Annotated in this window: 16 protein-coding genes and 1 tRNA gene; 6 read left to right on the top strand and 11 right to left on the bottom strand. The window is 63.8% G+C overall.

Translation table 11 applies throughout. The features are described from left to right. Nucleotides 1-138: 138 nt before the first annotated feature. The 7 genes from B7X65_RS07930 to B7X65_RS07900 form a co-directional block, all read right to left on the bottom strand. Entirely contained in the window at nucleotides 139-1560 is a 1422-nt protein-coding gene (locus tag B7X65_RS07930; protein ID WP_293593746.1) for a sigma 54-interacting transcriptional regulator, read from the bottom strand. Beyond that, nucleotides 1557-2186 carry a hypothetical protein gene (locus B7X65_RS07925; RefSeq protein ID WP_293593745.1) on the bottom strand — a complete coding sequence of 210 codons (630 nt, stop codon included), beginning with the start codon at nucleotides 2184-2186 and terminating at the stop codon, nucleotides 1557-1559. The genes B7X65_RS07930 and B7X65_RS07925 overlap by 4 nt, the downstream gene beginning before the upstream one ends. Beyond that, complete coding sequence (locus B7X65_RS07920; RefSeq protein WP_293593744.1) at nucleotides 2170-3591, bottom strand: ATP-binding protein; 1422 nt, start codon at nucleotides 3589-3591, stop codon at nucleotides 2170-2172. The genes B7X65_RS07925 and B7X65_RS07920 overlap by 17 nt, the downstream gene beginning before the upstream one ends. A 36-nt stretch (nucleotides 3592-3627) precedes the next feature. Further along, a complete protein-coding gene (gene miaB / locus B7X65_RS07915; protein ID WP_293593743.1) occupies nucleotides 3628-4974 on the bottom strand; it encodes a tRNA (N6-isopentenyl adenosine(37)-C2)-methylthiotransferase MiaB in 1347 nt (448 codons plus the stop codon). A 79-nt stretch (nucleotides 4975-5053) separates the two neighbouring features. Continuing rightward, nucleotides 5054-5509, bottom strand: coding sequence for a hypothetical protein (locus tag B7X65_RS07910; RefSeq protein ID WP_293593742.1), 456 nt, complete (start codon nucleotides 5507-5509; stop codon nucleotides 5054-5056). 81 nt (nucleotides 5510-5590) lie between these two features. Further along, nucleotides 5591-5667 (bottom strand) — tRNA-Met (locus B7X65_RS07905). 116 nt (nucleotides 5668-5783) lie between these two features. Then, nucleotides 5784-6560 (bottom strand): enoyl-CoA hydratase, encoded by a 777-nt coding sequence (locus B7X65_RS07900; protein ID WP_293593741.1) that lies wholly within the window; start codon nucleotides 6558-6560, stop codon nucleotides 5784-5786. Nucleotides 6561-6692: 132 nt separating this feature from the next. Here B7X65_RS07900 and B7X65_RS07895 point away from each other — a divergent pair, with 132 nt between their 5' ends. The 4 genes from B7X65_RS07895 (at nucleotide 6693) to B7X65_RS07880 (ending at nucleotide 9862) form a co-directional block, all read left to right on the top strand. Further along, on the top strand, nucleotides 6693-7508 hold the full coding sequence (locus tag B7X65_RS07895; protein ID WP_293593740.1) for an enoyl-CoA hydratase-related protein: 816 nt from the start codon (nucleotides 6693-6695) through the stop codon (nucleotides 7506-7508). Next, the gene (paaI, locus tag B7X65_RS07890; protein ID WP_293593739.1) at nucleotides 7509-7955 is read left to right on the top strand and encodes a hydroxyphenylacetyl-CoA thioesterase PaaI; all 447 of its coding nucleotides are present in this window, start codon (nucleotides 7509-7511) and stop codon (nucleotides 7953-7955) included. Beyond that, nucleotides 7952-9244 carry a phenylacetate--CoA ligase PaaK gene (gene paaK / locus B7X65_RS07885; protein WP_293593738.1) on the top strand — a complete coding sequence of 431 codons (1293 nt, stop codon included), beginning with the start codon at nucleotides 7952-7954 and terminating at the stop codon, nucleotides 9242-9244. The genes paaI and paaK overlap by 4 nt, the downstream gene beginning before the upstream one ends. A gap of 96 nt (nucleotides 9245-9340) precedes the next feature. Then, nucleotides 9341-9862: a hypothetical protein gene (locus B7X65_RS07880; protein WP_293593737.1), complete on the top strand. Its 522-nt coding sequence runs from the start codon at nucleotides 9341-9343 to the stop codon at nucleotides 9860-9862. Nucleotides 9863-9871: 9 nt separating this feature from the next. On the opposite strand, the gene B7X65_RS07875 is transcribed toward B7X65_RS07880, so the two are convergent. The 3 genes from B7X65_RS07875 to B7X65_RS07865 form a co-directional block, all read right to left on the bottom strand. Beyond that, the gene (locus B7X65_RS07875; RefSeq protein ID WP_293593736.1) at nucleotides 9872-11704 is read right to left on the bottom strand and encodes a peptidase M61; all 1833 of its coding nucleotides are present in this window, start codon (nucleotides 11702-11704) and stop codon (nucleotides 9872-9874) included. A gap of 152 nt (nucleotides 11705-11856) precedes the next feature. After that, complete coding sequence (locus B7X65_RS07870; protein ID WP_293593735.1) at nucleotides 11857-12573, bottom strand: DsbC family protein; 717 nt, start codon at nucleotides 12571-12573, stop codon at nucleotides 11857-11859. Between the two features lie 82 nt (nucleotides 12574-12655). Continuing rightward, nucleotides 12656-13795 carry an FAD-dependent monooxygenase gene (locus tag B7X65_RS07865; protein ID WP_293593734.1) on the bottom strand — a complete coding sequence of 380 codons (1140 nt, stop codon included), beginning with the start codon at nucleotides 13793-13795 and terminating at the stop codon, nucleotides 12656-12658. Between the two features lie 87 nt (nucleotides 13796-13882). Between B7X65_RS07865 and B7X65_RS07860 the strand changes: the two genes are divergently transcribed. Beyond that, nucleotides 13883-14779: an MOSC N-terminal beta barrel domain-containing protein gene (locus tag B7X65_RS07860; protein ID WP_293593733.1), complete on the top strand. Its 897-nt coding sequence runs from the start codon at nucleotides 13883-13885 to the stop codon at nucleotides 14777-14779. On the opposite strand, the gene B7X65_RS07855 is transcribed toward B7X65_RS07860, so the two are convergent. Beyond that, nucleotides 14764-16572, bottom strand: a complete 1809-nt coding sequence (locus B7X65_RS07855) for a 7TM diverse intracellular signaling domain-containing protein (protein WP_293593732.1) — start codon at nucleotides 16570-16572, stop codon at nucleotides 14764-14766. The genes B7X65_RS07860 and B7X65_RS07855 overlap by 16 nt on opposite strands. A gap of 389 nt (nucleotides 16573-16961) precedes the next feature. Between B7X65_RS07855 and B7X65_RS07850 the strand changes: the two genes are divergently transcribed. After that, entirely contained in the window at nucleotides 16962-17318 is a 357-nt protein-coding gene (locus tag B7X65_RS07850; protein ID WP_293593731.1) for a rhodanese-like domain-containing protein, read from the top strand. Nucleotides 17319-17584 lie beyond the last annotated feature (266 nt).

The raw sequence follows: 17584 nt of genomic DNA, 5'->3' as shown, positions 1-17584 counted from the left end.
TGCCAACCTGGAAAAGTTGTTTTAAATCAACGGCTTGAAGTGATTTCACGGGTGAATCGTGAATCCTGACCAGAAAAGAGGCGGCTGGACCCCTGTTTTTGTCGCCTTCGGGCGACAACTATCGCCCACCTGATGAAATTAGTGTTTGGAATCAGGGCCTTGGCCCTGTCGCTCCTCGGCGACAGGATCAGAAGAGGAATTCGCCGGGTCGGTTTTGAAGTGGCCCGGCGTCAGGTTGTGCTTTTGCAGCAGGCGGTAAAACTCGGTGCGGTTGCGGTCTGCCAGCCGGGCGGCGTCGGCCACGTTGCCGTCGGTCAGTTTGAGCAGGCCGACCAGGTACTCATGCTCGAAACGCTGGCGCGCATCGGCCAGGGTGAGCACCTGCACACTTGGAGAGCGTAGCGCGCGTTGAATCAGGGTCAGGGGAATCAGGGGTGTGCTGGCCAGCGCGCACACCTGTTCGACCACGTTGTAGAGCTGACGCACGTTGCCCGGCCAGGCGGCCGTGTTCAGGGCCTTGATGGCTTCCGGCGCAAAGCCGCTCAGGCGTTTGCCGTATTTTTCAGAGAGCTTGAGGAGAAAATGATTGGCCAGCAGCGCGATGTCTTCGCGCCGTTCGGACAGGGGGGGCAGTGTCAGCGTGACCACATTGAGCCGGTAATACAGGTCGGTGCGGAACTGGCCTTCGGCCATGGCCGCGTCGAGGTCCCTGTGGGTTGCCGAGAGAATGCGCACATCGACCGGGATGGACTGGCTGGACCCCAGCGGCCGGACGGTGCGCTCCTGCAGCACCCGCAGCAGCTTGACCTGCAGGGCCAGCGGCATGTCACCGATTTCATCGAGCAGCAGGGTGCCGCCTTCGGCGGCCTGGAACAGTCCCTTGTGGTTGGCCGAAGCGTCGGTGAAAGCCCCTTTGACGTGGCCAAAAAGTTCGGATTCGAGCAGGGCTTCGGGAATGGCGCCGCAGTTCACGGCAATGAACGGCCGGGCGGCACGGGGGCTGGCCTGGTGAATGGCCTGGGCCAGCAGTTCCTTGCCGGTGCCGCTTTCGCCGCGCAACATCACGCTGGCGTCCGACTGGGCGACCATGCGCGCCTCGGCCAGGGTTTCGGCCATGCGGCTGGAGCGGCTGATGAAACCGCTTTGCCAGGCCGGCGACTGGCCGGCGGGCACCGCCGGCACCGGTGCGCTCAGCGACAGGGCCTGCGCGATTTTGTCGAGCAGGCCTTTGCCGTCAAACGGCTTGGTCAGGTAGGTGAACACGCCGCGTTCGGTGGCTTCCACTGCATCGGGAATCGTGCCGTGGGCCGTCAGCAGAATCACCGGCAGCGAGGGGTGCTGGCTGCGGATCTCGTCAAACAGTGCCAGGCCGTCCTTGCCGGGCAGGCGCACATCGCTGAGCACCAGTTGCGGGCGCTCGATCTCGAGCTGGGTCAGGGCCGCTTCGGCCGAACTCACCGCGCTGACGCGGTAGCCGGCCGCGCTCAGCCGCATGGTCAGCAGGCGCAGCATGTCGGCGTCGTCGTCGACGACCAGCAGGTGGGCATTGGCGGCTGTCATGGGCCCGGTGGCCGGGTGCGGCCGCGTGGCGACGATGCCGGGGCCGCCGGGGGGCGACTGCTCAGGCTGCGTTCGATTTCCTTGAGGGCGTCGAGTTTGTCCTGGGTCTGTTCGAGACGGCGCTGCAGATCGCGCAGTTGCTGGTTCTGCCGGTCCAGCTGGTCTTCGGCCCGCCGTTGCTCGGAAAAACGTGCGGCCAGCAGGCGCGCCAGGGCGTGCAGCGGCCGGGCTTCCTCGCTGTTGTTGGCCAGGGCGCGCTGCAGCAGTTCCTGGGCGCGCACCAGATCAGGAAGCTGCCGGGTCTGGCTCAGCGAGAGTGCCAGGCGCAGCTGGTCGCCCGCTGACACGGCGTTGCCCAGCCGGGTGATTTCCTGGGCCAGTTCGGGGCCGGGCAGGCCGCGCAGCCGGTCAGCGTAGGCCAGCAGTGGCGTGACGGCGTCTGCCTCCGAAGACGCAGCGTTTGCCGGCGGTGGCGGCGCTCCAGGGGCTGGATTCGTCGCGGTCGCCATGCCTGGCCCGGCCGGAGAAGGGGCAGGCACGGTGCAGCCGGCAGCCAGGCTGAGGGCCAGCGCCCAGGGCAGGGTGCGGCAGAAGACGGGGCCGAAGGCCTCAAGACTTGAAAGCATGGGGAAGTTCTATCCTGAAATGGGCACCCGGGCCGTCCGGCAGCAGCTGCACCCGGCCCCCATGGGCAGCAATGTACTCGTGGACGATGGACAGGCCAATGCCGCTGCCCCGGACCACTTGCGGTGGCTGCCGTTCGCCGCGGTAAAAGGGTTCAAAAATGCGTGCCTGGTCGTCGTAGGCGATGCCTGGGCCTTCGTCGTCCATGTCGATGTGAACGACGTCGGTCAACTGGCTCAGCCGGATGCGTATTCTGCCCCCGGCCGGAGAAAACCGGATGGCGTTGGACAGCAGGTTGGCGATGGCGGTTCCGAGCTTGTCGCGGTCTACCTCGGCCTGCAGGGCCGGACCCTCGACGCTGACCTGCAGATCGCGCGCGCGCCACTGCAGGCGCTGGCCTTCCACCTGTTCTTCAATGAGCTGCAGCAGGTCGGTTTTTTCCCGGCGCAGCTGGCGTGCCTCAAACGCTGCGGCGTTGAAGCGCAGCAGGTCCTCGATCTGGCCCTGCAGCAAGCCGGTGTTGTGGCGCAGGATTTTGGCCACTTCCCGCTGGTTGGCGCTGAGCTCGCCGGCCACGCCGTCTTCGAGCAGCGACACGCCCTCGCGCAGCGAAGCCAGCGGGGTTTTGAGTTCGTGCGAGACATGGCGCAAAAACCGCGACTTGTCGGCGTCCAGTTCCACCAGCCGCAGCCGCAGCCATTCCAGCCGCTGTCCGACCAGCTGCAAGTCGGCCGGGCCGTCGATGCGGATGGCCTCGTCCAAACGATTTTCGCCCAGGCCGATGATGGCTTTTTCCAGGCGGTTGAGCGGACGCGTGAGCCAGATGCCGAATGCCAGCGCCATCAGCACGGCCAGGCCGATCGCGCCCAGCACCTGTTGTGTCAATTGCCGGCGGCGGTCTTCCAGCGTGTCGAGCAGGCTGCGGTTTTGCCTGGCAATGGTTTGCCGGACCTGCTGCGCAATGGCCGCGTTGATGCGGTCCAGCTCGCGGAATTCCTGCGCGACCTGCCTGTCCCTGTCGAGTGCGGTATCGGGCGAGCCGGACAGCAGCGCGGTGACGGCCTGCAGGTGTTTCTTCCAGTCGGTGACCAGGGCAGCGGGCACATTCTGCGGGCCCAGCCGTGTCAGCACGGTTCTGGCATCGGCGGCGGCCTCGTCGAAGCGCTGGCGCAGCACGCGGTCGGACAGCACCAGCGACTGGCGGGCCGTGCGTTCCATCGTCACGCTGCGTTCGTTCAGGGACTGGGCGGCCGCACTGAGGTCGAGCGCGCGTACCGCGCCGTCGCGGCTTTGCATCGTGAGTTGCTCCAGCGTGAACACGGCGCGCAGCGAGGCGGCGGCCAGCAGGCCGGCAATCAGCAAAAAGGCGGCCACCAGCAGCTGGCGGAAGGAAACGCGCTCAAGCATGGGAGGTCCTTGCCGGCGGGGGTGCTGCGCGTGGTTTCAAACGCTCAGTGCGGGCTCTTCGTGGTGCAGAACTTCTCCGCGCAGGGAGCGTTGCGAGGCTTCGGTGATGGTCACGTCCACCATCTGGCCGATCAGGCGCGGCTGGCCTCTGAAGTTGACGACGCGGTTGCATTCGGTGCGACCCATCAGCTCGGTCGCATCCTTGCGGGATGCCCCTTCGACCAGGATGCGTTGCACCGTGCCCTGGCGGCTGGCGCTGATGGCGCGTACGCTGTCGTCGAGGGCGGCCTGCAGGCGCTGCAGGCGCGCGAGCTTGACCTCGTGCGGCGTGTCATCTAGCAGATTGGCCGCGGGTGTGCCCGGCCGCGGGCTGAAGATGAAGCTGAACGAGGTGTCGTAACCGACGTCGTCGATCAGCTTCATCATCTTGCTGAAGTCGTCCTCGGTCTCGCCGGGAAAACCGACGATGAAGTCGCTGCTCATGGCCAGGTCGGGGCGGATCGCGCGCAGCTTGCGGATGGTGGATTTGTATTCCATCGCGGTGTAGCCGCGTTTCATGGCCATCAGGATGCGGTCCGAGCCGTGCTGCACCGGCAGGTGCAGGTGGTTCACCAGCTTGGGCAGTTTGCCGTAGGCGTCGATCAGGCGCTGCGTGAACTCGTTGGGGTGGCTGGTGACATAACGGATGCGTTCGATGCCGGGAATGTCGGAGACGTATTCGAGCAGGGTGGCGAAATCGGCGACGTCGGCGGTGCCGCCCATCGGTCCGCGGTAGGCGTTGACGTTCTGTCCCAGCAGCGTCACCTCTCGCACGCCCTGGTCGGCCAGGCCCGCCACTTCGACCAGCACGTCCTCGAACGGGCGTGAAACTTCCTCGCCGCGCGTGTAGGGCACCACGCAGTAGCTGCAGTATTTGGAGCAGCCTTCCATGATGCTGACAAAGGCGCTGGGGCCTTCCACGCGGGCGGGCGGCAGGTGGTCGAACTTCTCAATCTCGGGAAAGCTGATGTCCACCTGCGATTTGCCCAGGCTGATGCGTCTGGCCAGCAGGTCGGGCAGGCGGTGCAGGGTCTGCGGGCCGAACACCACATCGACATACGGCGCGCGTTCGATGATGGCGTCGCCCTCCTGGCTGGCCACGCAGCCGCCGACGCCGATCAGCACGCCCTTTTTCTTCAGGTGCTTGACCCGCCCGAGGTCGCTGAAGACCTTTTCCTGCGCCTTTTCGCGCACCGAGCAGGTGTTGAACAGGATCAGGTCGGCCTCGTCCACATTGCTGGTGGGCTCGTAACCCTGGGCGGCGTGCAGCACGTCGGACATCTTGTCCGAGTCGTACTCGTTCATCTGGCAGCCGAAGGTTTTGATGAAGACTTTTTTGCTCATGAATTTGCTATCGAATTAGGAGCTGCTGGCGCCCGTGAAATAAGGGCTGAAGGCTGATTCTGCTTGCAAAAAAGCAGGGTTACTGCTTGTAGCTCGGCAACTGGTTGTAAGGCGTCTTGCCGTCGTCCTGGGGCGCGGTTTCAGCTTCCGAGCTGAAGATGAAATTGCGCGAGGACAGGCCGGCGCGTTTTTCCTTGGCTTCCTCGGCGGTCAGCACCCAGACCTCATACACCAGGCCGGCGCTGTCGCGGGTGTAATTGACCAGCAACTCCTGGCCCAGCAGGGTGCCCGACAACACAAAGTTGTTGTTGGCGTTGCGGATGCGTGCACCGGGAGACAGGCGGTCGGCCTTGCCGTTCAGGCTGATGTCGGGCGGTGCGCGGACCACCAGCAGGCCGCGCAGGGCGGCCTTGGGGAAATTGCGGACGCTGGGGACTTCGTCGGTCTGGGCCAGCGCCGGCGTGGCGAACAGGCTCGCCAGCGTCATCAGGACGGCGATCAGCGCGGCCGGCAGGGCCAGAGGCAGGGAGGGCATGCAGCGTTTCATGGTTTATGTCCAGAGGCTGTGAAGTAACAAAGCCCCAGAGGATCAGACCTCTGGGGCTCCGCGAAACCGTGGTGGTGATAGGTGGACTTGAACCACCGACATCAGCATTATGAATGCTGCGCTCTAACCAACTGAGCTATATCACCGCGCGTCGCAGATTATAGCCAAACTTGAACGGACTTTGGCCGGCGGTGATGGTTTTCCGCCGGGGCGCTCCATGATAGAACGCGCGCCCCAGTGGGCAGCGAGCGACCGTGGGGGCTCACTGATGCTTGAACACCGGCTTGCGCTTGTTGACAAAAGCGTCCATGCCTTCCTTCTGGTCCTCGGTTGCAAAGGTCGCGTGAAACAGGCGCCGCTCGAACATGATGCCGTCGGCCAGTGTGCCTTCCCAGGCGCGGTTCACGGCTTCCTTGGCGGCCATCACGGCAATCTGTCCGTAGTCGCAGATCTGCAGCGCGGCACCCAGCGCTTCCTCCATGAGTTTGTCCAGCGGCACGACGCGGCTGACGAGCCCGCTGCGTTCGGCTTCCACGGCATCCATCATGCGGCCGGTCAGCACCAGGTCCATGGCCTTGGCTTTGCCGACGGCGCGCGGCAGGCGTTGCGTGCCGCCCGAACCGGGGATGATGCCCAGCTTGATTTCAGGCTGGCCGAATCTGGCGTTGTCCGCGGCAATGATGAAGTCGCACATCATGGCCAGCTCGCAGCCGCCGCCGAGTGCAAAGCCGCTGACGGCGGCGATCACCGGCTTGCGGATGCTGCGGATCTGCTCCCAGTTGCGCGTGATGTAGTCGCCCTTGTAGACGTCGGCAAAGCTGTAGCTCGCCATCGCGCCGATGTCGGCGCCGGCTGCAAAGGCTTTTTCGCTGCCGGTCAGGATCATGCAGCCGATGTTGTCGTCCGCGTCGAACGCCTTGAGCGCGGCGCCCAGCTCGTCCATCAGCTGATCGTTGAGCGCATTGAGTTGCTTGGGCCGGTTCAGGGTGACGATGGCCACTCGGCCTTCGGTGCGGGTCTGGATCAATTCATAAGTCATGGCGGGTTCCTTTGAGGCTGAATCATGCCACGATCTTTTTGCATGGACAGCGCGCCGTGAGGTGGAAAAGCAAGGGAAAACATTAACCGACCTCACGGTCGGTTAATGCTAGATTCGACACAGGAGATGCTTATGACCGATGTCCCTTCCGAACCTGCCGTGCTGTTGTCCACACGGGGCGCCGTGGCGCTCGTGACGCTGAACCGCCCGCAGGCCCTGAACAGCTTTACCCGCCAGATGCACCAGCAGCTCTGGACGGCGCTGGACGCAGTGGAGGCCGATCCAGCGCTGCGTGCCCTCGTGATCACCGGCGCCGGCCGCGGATTCTGCGCCGGTGCCGATCTGGCCGAGTTCGACTTTGCGCCCGGCCCCAACCTTGTCGAACGTGCCGATCCCGGGCCCATCATCGACCAGGCCTTCAACCCGACGGTGCGGCGCCTGCAGAAGCTGCGCGTGCCGACGATTGCCGCCGTGAACGGCGTGGCCGCTGGTGCGGGGGCCTCGCTGGCCATGACCTGCGACCTGGCGATTGCCGCGCCGGGCGCCAGCTTCATCCAGGCCTTCAGCAAGATCGGCCTGGTGCCCGATGCAGGCGGCTCCTGGTTTCTGGTCAAGCGCCTGGGCCTGGCGCGGGCTCTGGGACTGGCCATGCTGGGCGACAAGCTCAGCGCGAAGGACGCGAAAGAGTGGGGAATGATCTGGGACGTGGCCGCCGAGGGCGAAGACTGCCTGGACAAGGCCATGGCGCTGGCCGCACGCCTGGCCGTCATGCCGACCCGCGCCCTTGTCGAAACGCGGCGCCTGCTCAGCGAAGGCGCCAGCCGGGGCCTGGATGCCCAGCTGGATCAGGAACGGGACACCCAGTCGGCGCTGGGCCGCAGCCACGATTACATCGAAGGCGTGATGGCCTTCCTCGAGAAGCGCCCGCCAGCGTTCAGGGGCAACTAGATGGATGCCCAGCAACTGGCCCAGGCTGTGGGCGAATCCATGTTTGCCGCCGACAGTGCCTCGCGCGACTTCATGCAGATGGAGCTGGTGTCCTGCGCGCCGGGCCGCGCCGTCATGCGCATGGCCGTGCGTGAGCCCATGCTCAATGGCCACAAGATCTGCCACGGCGGACTGATTTTCACGCTGGCCGACTCGACTTTTGCCTTTGCCTGCAACAGCTACAACAAGGTCGCGGTGGCGGCGGGCTGCAGCATCGAGTTCCTCAAACCCGGCCAGCTCGGCGACGTGTTGACCTGCGAAGGGGTGGAGCAGACGCTGCAGGGCCGGCACGGCATTTACGACATGATGGTCAGCAACCAGCGCGGTGAGGTGGTGGCGATGTTCCGTGGCAAGAGCGCTCAGATTGCAGGTACCGTCATTCCGGTGACCGGCGCGGAGGCCGCATGAAAAGTTTTCCACTCGAGCCGATTGAAAAGGCCAGCCTTGACGAGCTGCGCGCCCTGCAGCTCAAGCGCCTGCAGTCCACGCTGCAGCATGCGTACCGGCATTCCCCGGTGTACAAGGCCAAGTTCGATGCTGCGGGCGTGCATCCGGGGGACTGCAAGTCGCTGGCCGACCTGGCGAAGTTTCCCTTCACCACCAAACACGACCTGCGCGCCAGCTACCCCTTCGGCATGTTCGCGGTGCCGCGCGAGCAGTGTGTGCGTATTCACGCGTCCAGCGGCACCACCGGCAAACCGACCGTGGTGGCTTACACAAGAAATGACGTGGACATGTGGGCCGGCTGTGTCGCCCGCAGCATACGCGCGGCCGGTGCGCGCCCCGGCGACCTGGTGCACATCAGCTACGGCTACGGCCTGTTCACCGGCGGGCTGGGCGCGCACTACGGTGCCGAGAAACTGGGCCTGACCGTGGTGCCGTTTGGCGGCGGGCAGACCGAACGGCAGGTGCAGCTGATCACCGATTTCAGGCCCGACATCATCATGGTCACACCCAGCTACATGCTGGCGATCGCCGACGAGTTTGAAAAGCAGGGACTGTCCGCCGCCGACGCCAGCCTGCGCACCGGCATCTTCGGTGCCGAACCCTGGACCAACGACATGCGCCTTGCGATTGAAAAACGCATGGGCATCGATGCCGTGGACATCTATGGCCTGAGCGAGGTCATCGGTCCGGGCGTGGCCAGCGAGTGTGTGGAAACCAAGGACGGCCCGACCATCTGGGAGGACCATTTCTATCCAGAGATCATCGATCCCGTCAGCGGTGAACTGCTGCCCGACGGCGAGATCGGCGAGCTGGTGTTCACCAGCCTGAGCAAGGAAGCGCTGCCCATCATCCGCTACCGCACACGCGACCTCACGCGCCTGTTGCCCGGCACAGCGCGCAGCATGCGCCGCATGGAGAAGATCACGGGCCGCAGCGACGACATGATGATTGTGCGCGGCGTGAACGTATTTCCAACGCAGATTGAGGAGCTGATTCTCAAGCGCCATGAGCTTGCGCCGCATTACCAGTGCATTCTGACCCGCGAGGGCAACATGGACAGCCTGCGTGTGGCGGTGGAGACCCGCCCCGGCCTGGCGCCCGACAGCCCGTCCGCGCAGGCAGCGGCCCATGTGCTGCAGCATGAGATCAAGGCCTACATTGGGACCAGTGTGGACATCGAGTTGCGCGCCGAGGGCGGTGTGGAGCGCAGCCTGGGCAAGGCCAAACGGGTGCTGGATCGCCGGAACTGAGCGCCCTCTGTTTCCGGGTTTTTCCGGGGTAAGCACCCTCGACGTTGTACTGTTTTGGTTTTAGACTGACTTAACAACTAGTTACAGGAGGTTGCCATGCCCGACAAGCAAGTGATTTATCACAAGACACAGAAGGGGACGGAGGCGATTGCAGACCGGCATTCAGGCCTGGCCCCCCGACTGCGCTCCCTGTTGATCATGGTTGATGGCAAAAGAACCTACGGAGAACTGACCACCATGGCCGCAGCGCTGGGTGATCCGGAGCGTCTTTCAGAACTTGAAACCGGGGGCCTGGTCGAGCCGGCAGTGGTCGAGGAAAAAACCATGCCGGCGGCGCTGGAGCCGGCAGGCGCCCCGCAGCTGCCGATCGCGGCCACGGCCGCAGCGCCGCAGCGCGCGGCCAACCTGGCGCAGGCGCAGCGTTTCTCCTCGCATTTGCTCGAGCACCTGCTGGGCCCGATGGCCGAGCCGCTGTGTATCAAGATCGAGGGTGCGCGCGACCTCGCCGATTTTGTCACCGTGATCAAGCGGGCCCGCGAGCTTGTTCGCGAGATCAAGGGCAGTGCCGAAGCCGAGCGTTTTGTAGCCCAGATCGAGGCGCAGATGCCTGCTGGCTGAACCCCGGGTTCAGGCGGCGGACACGAGCCACTTTTTGAGCAGCGTTGCGTCCTTGGCCAGCAATCGCCAGGTGGTTGTGTCTGGCGGCATCGTCAACTCGAGCCGAAGCAGGCGCTTGTCGCGCGCGACCAGCGCCGTGATCTTTTTGCTGGGGCCTGCGTAAAACGGCAACTCGTCGACCTTGCCCAGGCGCCAGCCCGGGTTGGACGGCGGGGCCGATTTCCGGCTCTTGCCGGTCACAGGGGTTTCAATGCCCAGCCACTCATCGCCGGCGGCAAAACCGGCACGTTCGGCCGCACCGCCGCGCAATACTGTCTTGATCTGGATGCCGCCCGTTTCCTGCACCCGCAGGCCCAGCGCCTGCGCCAGTTGCGCCGGCTCCTCGAGCACGGCGACGCCGTGGCGCTGCAGCAGGTCTTTCAGCGGCAGCTCGCCCGTGCCATGCACCCAGCTGGCGATTTCCGTCGCGTACGAGCGACCGCCGATCTCCAGCAGCGCGGCGGCGACATCCGCTTCGCTCATCGCGCCGCCGCGGCAACGCAGCCACAGGCTGCGCATCACGTCGTCCAGGGTGGCCGGTATGGCGCTCTTGCTTTCGGCGCGCAGGCTCAGGTCAAGACACAAGGCGACCAAGGCGCCCTTGGTGTAGTAGCTGACCGTGGCATTCGGCGTGTTTTCATCCTGGCGGTAATACTTGACCCAGGCGTCAAAACTGGCCTGGGCCACCGACTGCACCAGCCGCCCCGGGGTCTGCATGACCTGGTTGATGGTCCTGTTCAGGAGTTTCAGATAAGCCGCTTCGTCGATCAGGCCGGCGCGGCACAGGATCAGGTCGTCGTAATAACTGGTGAAGCCTTCAAAAAACCAGAGCAGCTGCGTGTAATTTTCACTGCCGTAGTCGTAGCTGCCGAACTCGGCGGGGCGCAGGCGCTTGACGTTCCAGGTGTGGAAATATTCATGGCTGATCAGCCCGCGCAGCGTGGTGTACCCCTCGGGCAGCTTGCTGCTGCCCAGGCGCGGCAAGTCCTGGCGCTTGCAGATCAGCGCGGTGGAATTGCGGTGCTCCAGCCCGCCGTAGCCGTCGTCCACGGCGTTGAGCATGAAAACGTAATGTTTGTGCGGCGGCTTTTTGCCGCCGTGCCAGAAGCGTATTTGTGCTTCGCAGATCTTCCGGGTATCGGCAAGCAGCCGCTCACCGTCAAAGCTGGCCGTGGCGCCGGCCACCACAAAGCGGTGCGGCACACCGCAGGCGACAAAAGCGCCGCTCCAGAAGCTTCCCATCTCGACCGGGCAATCCACCAGTTCGTCGTAGTCGGCGGCCAGATAGCTGCCGAAACCCTGTTTGTCGACCTTCAGCGGACTCAGGCCGGTGGCCACGGACCAGCCGGTGATGGCTGGCGCGGCCATCACTTCAAGCCGGTGCGGTGCCTTGTCCTGGCCGTCGACCCGCAGGCATAGGGAGCTGCCGTTGAAGAAGCCGCGACCGGCGTCCAGCGAGGCGGTGCGTACCGAGCTGTCGTTGGCATAGACCTCGTAGACCAGCACCAGCGGCTTGTCCGCGTTGCAGCGGATCTGCCAGCTGCATTTGTCGAGCTGCGCGATCTGGCCTGCAGGCAGCGCCCGGGCGCCTTGCCGCGCCCGCAGGCCCTGCAGGTTTTTCGAGAACTCGCGCACCAGGTAACTGCCGGGAATCCACACCGGCAGCGCCACCCGCTGCAGCGCGGCGGGCTCGGCAATGGTCAGGGTGACCCGAAACAGATGGGCATGGAGGTCGGCGATCTCGACGCGGTAATGGACTCCGCCGGAAGGTGTTCCGGAGGGTTTGGCAGAAGGTTTGGGCATAGGCTCAAAGAATACCGCATCGGGCGGAGCGTGGCCTGGCGCGCTGGCAGCTGGATGCTGGTTTGTTGCTACTGAAAACAGAGCAGTTAGCGACCGCCTGCAAAGGGCAGGAGCCCTTTTTTATGCATGAACGCAGGCGGCACGGACCGGGTTTACTGGGCCTTGGCGTCGGTCAGGTATTTCTCGACCTGCTGGGCGCTGATGGCGCCGGGCACACGTGAGCCGTCGGCAAAAATCAGCGTCGGCGTGCCGGTGATGCGGTGTTTTTTGCCGAATTCGATATTGCGCGCCAGCGCGCCGGCGTCACAACTGGCATTGGCCACCGGCTGGTCACGCACCATCAGGTCCTGCCAGGCCTTGGCCTTGTCCTTGGCACACCAGATGTTTTTGGACTTTTCCGTCGAATCCGCACTCAGGATGGGATACAGGAACATGTAGACGGTCACGTCGCTGACCTTTTGCATGTCGCGTTCAAAACGCTTGCAATAGCCGCAATTCGGGTCTTCAAACACCGCCACCTTGCGCTTGCCGTTGCCGCGCACAATGGTGAAGGCGTCCTTCAGCGGAAGCGCATCAAACGACACGGCGTTGAGCTTGTCGACGCGTTCTTCCGTCAGGTTGCGCCTGACCTTGGTGTCGATCAGGTTGCCCTGGATCAGGTAGTTGCCTTCGGCATCGGTGTAGAAAATATCGCTGCCGTTGACGCGCACTTCATACAGGCCGGCCATGGGCGTTTTGTTGATCTCGTCAATCCTGGGCAGGTTCGGCAGGCGCTCGGCCAGGTTCTTGCGGATGGCCGCTTCCTGCGCAAAGGCGCCAAGGCTCAGGGCCAGCAGTGTGCCGGTCATGATGGTTTTGAACAGTGTCATTGTTTTCCAGTCTGTGTGATTAACCCTCACGCCTTTCACAGCGTGTCTTGCCGTATCTTGCGCCGCCTCGCCCTGGGGCCGCTCACCCCGGCCGGTGCGGCGGCGAACCCATGGCCTGGCGCGTGACCCATTCTTTCAGCGGTCCGCTGCGTGCAAAGCCCTTCATGCCCCAATTGCGCAAAGCCTGCCAGCGCGCGTCGTTTTGCGCGAACAGACTGTGCAGTCCATCCGTCACCGCGCCCATGGCCGCCACATCGGCTTTGCGCGAACGTTCATAACGCCGCAACAGCTTTTCGTCGCCCAGACCGCGCCAGTATTCGCGCCCGTGAATCACGGCCGCGAGTCCGGCCGCATCGGCCAGGCCCAGGTTCAGGCCCTGGCCCGCCAGCGGATGCACGGCATGGGCGGCGTCCCCCGCCAGCGCCCAGCCCGGACCGACCCAGCGTTCGGCCCGTGACAGCGCCAATGGCCAGCCCGACAGGCTGCTCGCCAGCTGCAGACAACCTGCTTCGGCGCCGCAGACGGTTTGCACCGCCGCGGAAAACTCTTCCGGGGTCAACTTCTCCAGCGCGGCTGCGCGCTCCACAGAGACAGACCAGACCAGCGCCAGAGAGTTCCCGTCGGTGCCGCCAATCGGCAAAAGACCCAGAATTTCGCCGTTGTGGAACCACTGACGGGCCACACCCCGGTGCGCCACGTCGCTCTGCAGACGGGCGGCCATGGCTTTTTGCGGATAGGGCTTGACGATCCATTGCACGCCGAACTCGTTGCGGCTGGAGCTTTTCTGGCCTTCGCAGATCACCGTGAGCGCGGCCTTGACAGGCGCCTCAACGGTTTCTATCTGCGGCTGGTAATGCACGGCTTCGGCCAACTGCTGCTCCAGGGCTGGTACATCGACGATCCAGGCCAGGGCCGCGTCGGCAGTGCCTTGCGGGGCTGCAAAATCGAGCCGGCCCCCGTCGTCGCCCCAGACCTGCATTTCCAGCACCGGCGTGGCTGCAGGGGCATCGGGCCAGGCCCTCAGCGAAGTCAGCAGTTGCCGCGAGGCGCTGTTCAGGGCGTAGGCCCGCACATCTTGCGGGACAGCGGCTTCCGCCGGGTTGCCGGCCGGCGCGGGCCGGGCGACCAACGCTACGTGCAGGCGCTCGCGTGCCAGCAGCAGCGCCAGCGTACGGCCGACCACACCGCCACCGCGGATACACACATCAAAAGGCTTGGACATGGCTCATTTTAGAAGGCAGGGCAAAATCGTCCCCGGACAGTGCATCTTGAACTGAATTTTTGAAGGGTTTGACACGTGCGTGAATCAATGAGCGAAACATCGGACCCCGCGCCCGGCGACGTCGGGGCGGTCATTACCGGGCTGTGGGTTTATCCCGTCAAGTCCTGCGCCGGGGTGCAGGTGCAGGAGGCGATATTGACCGAAACGGGGCTCGAATTTGACCGGGCCTGGATGGTGGTGGATGAACATGGCGCCTTCCTGACGCAGCGTGAGCTGCCTCGCATGGCGCTGATCCAGCCCCAGCTCAAGACCCACGACATGGTCCTGCGCGCACCGGGCATGCTGGCGCTGCATATTGCGCTCGACCAGGTGCAGGAGCCGGTGCGTGTGACGATCTGGGACGACGAGGTCAAGGCTTACGACATGGGGCCCATCGCGGCCCAGTGGTTCAGTGATTTCCTCGGCGTGAAGGCGCGGCTGGTACGTTTTGATCCCGAGGAAAAGCGCGCGTCCAGCCGGCAATGGACCGGTGACGTGGAGGCTCTCAACCAGTTCAGCGACGGCTACCCGTTGCTGGTGCTCAGCGAAGCTTCGTTGGCAGGGTTGAATGAAAAACTGCAGGCCGCGGGCGCTACGGCTGTCGGCATGGCGCGTTTCAGGCCCAACATCGTGCTGGGCGACCTGTCAGGCGACAACGGGCTCGCGCCGCATGATGAAGACCGCCTTGAGCTGCTGCAGATTGCCACGGAACAGGGCGTGGTGCAACTCAAGCTGGTCAAGCCCTGTCCGCGCTGCCCGATACCCAATATCGACCCGGTCACAGCCTTGAGCAGCCCCGAAGTCGGCGACGCCCTGCAGACCTACCGGCAGGACCCGCGCCTCAAGGGAGCGGTGAGTTTTGGCATGAATGCCATCGTGCTGCAGGGCAACGACCACCTGCTCAGGGTGGGGCAGAGCGTCACGGCCAACTACAACTTCGGGTAATTCCGGACGGGCTTGCTATCGAGGTCGCGGTTGCTGTCATCCCTGGAATCCCCATCCAGCGGCATGGGCCGGGTCAGCTCGGGTTCCAGGAAACGGATGGGCCGGCGTGTGCGCGCCGCCATGCTGTCGAGCAGGTGGGCCAGTGCGTGCGAGAGTTCCGGCCCGTCTGCCAGCTTTTCGCTGAGCAGCACGCCGGCGACGTGAAACTGCAGGACAACGTCGGGCTGGAGTCCTTTGAGCGGCATCAGTCCCGCGGCGATCAGCCGCGCGGCCATTTCATTGACCGGCTCACGCGATGACACGCCTTCCAGGATCATTCCGAATCTGGCTTCATCCACCCGTCCGACGGTGTCGACATCCCGCAGGATGCGACGCAACTTGATCACGCTGCGCAGCAGGCTTTGTTCGGCCACGGCTGTGCCGTAGGTGCGCTTGACATAATCGTAGTTGGCCAGCTCCACATAAACCACGGCAGCCGGTTCCCCGTGGCGCATGGCGCGAGAGACCACCCGGTGAAGCCGGTCGTTGAACAGATGCGGGGTCAGCAGGCCGGTCAGCGCATCCTGGGTTGCCATGGCCTGCTCCCTGGCTTCCATGCTGTGGCGCTCGCGTGAGCGCAGGTTCAACGCGACCAGCAGCAAAGGCACCTGGAGGGTCAGGCCGGCCAGGAGCCCGTATTGCGATAGCGATGAGACCGGAAGCAGGCCCATGGTGCTGGCCAGCATCAGCAGGGCAGCCAGCGCCAATGGCATGAAGGCCGCAAGTACCCAGAACCCCACCATGTCCCTGCCTTTCCAGACGATGATGGCTCTGCGCATGCCCAGCACCACAACCGCAATCACATAGGTGCCAGCAATGATGACACCGGTGCCGCGTTCCACCATGGCATAAGTGATTGCCAGCGGCAGGCTGGCCGCGCCAAGCCAGTACGCGAGCGGCTCAAACCACTTTTGGCCGGCGCCGGGGCCACACAAGTGATGCACGACCATGGGCGCCGTGCCACCCACCAGAATGCTCAGGCAGCCCGGTGCCAGGTCGGCCCAGACACCGGAATCGCTCCACAACAAATGGCTGGCCACGCCAGTCCAGGCGGCCGCCACCAGGGTCATGACCGACACATACAGGGCATACCAGCCGTAGGCGCGGTCGCGGTAGACCAGGCTCTGGGTGGCACCGGCAACAATCAGCAAAAGCAGGGCGCCCAGCACCACACCTGTGGACAGAGCCTCGACCTGCTGGCGATGACTGCGGACTTTGCCGGAGATGGCCTTGATCGGGATGTTGACACGTGTCGCATGCTGGATGCGAACATACACGTCGTGGACGCTGCCGCTCCTCAATGCCAGCTGGAATTGCGGATAGCGGCCAGGCTCCGGCCAGAGGGAAACGGCGACGGTGTCGCCAGCCGTCTGGCCGATCCAGTCGCCTGTGGGGCTCCGCTGGAAGACGGTGACCAGGTCCAGCAGGGGCAGGGGAAACTGCAGCACCCAATCTTGCCGCGAGTCGGCTGATTTCATGAAGCGATAGTGTTGCCACAGCGCGGCCTGGGAGCCCAGCGCGTAAACAGTATGGGCTTGCGCGGGACTCATGGGCGGACGGGTTTTGCTGGACGCCAGCTGAGTGATGGTGGCCTGGGCGCCGCTGTCGATCCAGGTCAGGCCACTGGTCTGCAGGTCTGTGACGGGACGCTGATCGTCGAGAATGACGATGGGCTGGGCAAAACTGGCGGCGCCGAGCAAACCGGACAGAACCGCCAGCAACAGGGCTGCCAGAAAGCCGATCGCGTATCGCATACACTTCACAGCCTGTTTTTGAAGGTTTTTCATGAGCCTGAAGTGCGGTATTGTAGGCTGGCCCAGCTCGGTAAATCGACCCTGTTCAACGCCTTGACCCAGGCGGGCATTGCAGCGTAAAACTACCCCGGCAGGTTGTACGATCTGAACAGGCCAAGGGCCTCAAGCACTTCCTGGAACTCGCAAAGCTCAGGCGACAAAACCAGGACAAAGGCACCCCTCGAAAACGCATCAACTGGATCAGACCATCATGGAAGAGAGGCTGTTTTTTTGGGACTTGCCGGCCCCGGGTGGCATGCCGAAACAACTGGTCCTCAAGGGGCAAATGCACGCCGCCGGACTTCGCTTATCCACTGCTACTTCATCAATTCAGTCGAACAAGGATTTATATGGATTTTCTGGGTCTTTTTGAAAAGTACTGGCCATTTATGGCTCTGGCGCTTTGGTTTTCGTACAAGTGGTGGAACTCAAAAAGAGTTATCGCCATGCTGCCGGAACTCAGGAAGAGCGGCGCGACCTTTGTTGATGTCAGGTCAGCCGGGGAGTTCGCAAATGGGAACGCCCCTGGAACAATCAACATTCCCCTGCAGGAGTTGGGTAGCAGGCTCGGTGAGATACCCAAGTCCACCCCGGTTGTTCTTTGCTGTGCCAGTGGGACACGAAGTGGAATGGCAAAACTGATGCTGAGGAAGAAGGGCTACCGGAACGTTCACAACGTCGGGACCTGGAGCAAGTTGTTGGGCTGATCTGCTTTTTCGAAGCCGCAAAGGCCCCCGATCTCCGGGGATGCGTCCAGCGGGTGCGAGCGTGCTAAGTAGCCAGGATTTGCTGGTCAGTACAATCGGCACCAGTTACCCCCAAGGCAAAACGAAGACAAAAAATTGGGGAATTCGGGCATTTCAAGCCCGGTTCCCCGGTCAGTCAGGCCGGTTGCGCATTGCGCTCTTATCGGGCACTTCCATGTTGCCTGCGTCAGGCGCAATCGTGCAAAAGGGGTTTGATTTATAAGGAA

This window comes from Polaromonas sp. 39-63-25, assembly GCF_002278925.1.
In the GTDB taxonomy this organism is placed as follows: domain Bacteria; phylum Pseudomonadota; class Gammaproteobacteria; order Burkholderiales; family Burkholderiaceae_C; genus Polaromonas.
This window is presented reverse-complemented; position numbering and strand designations above follow the sequence as displayed.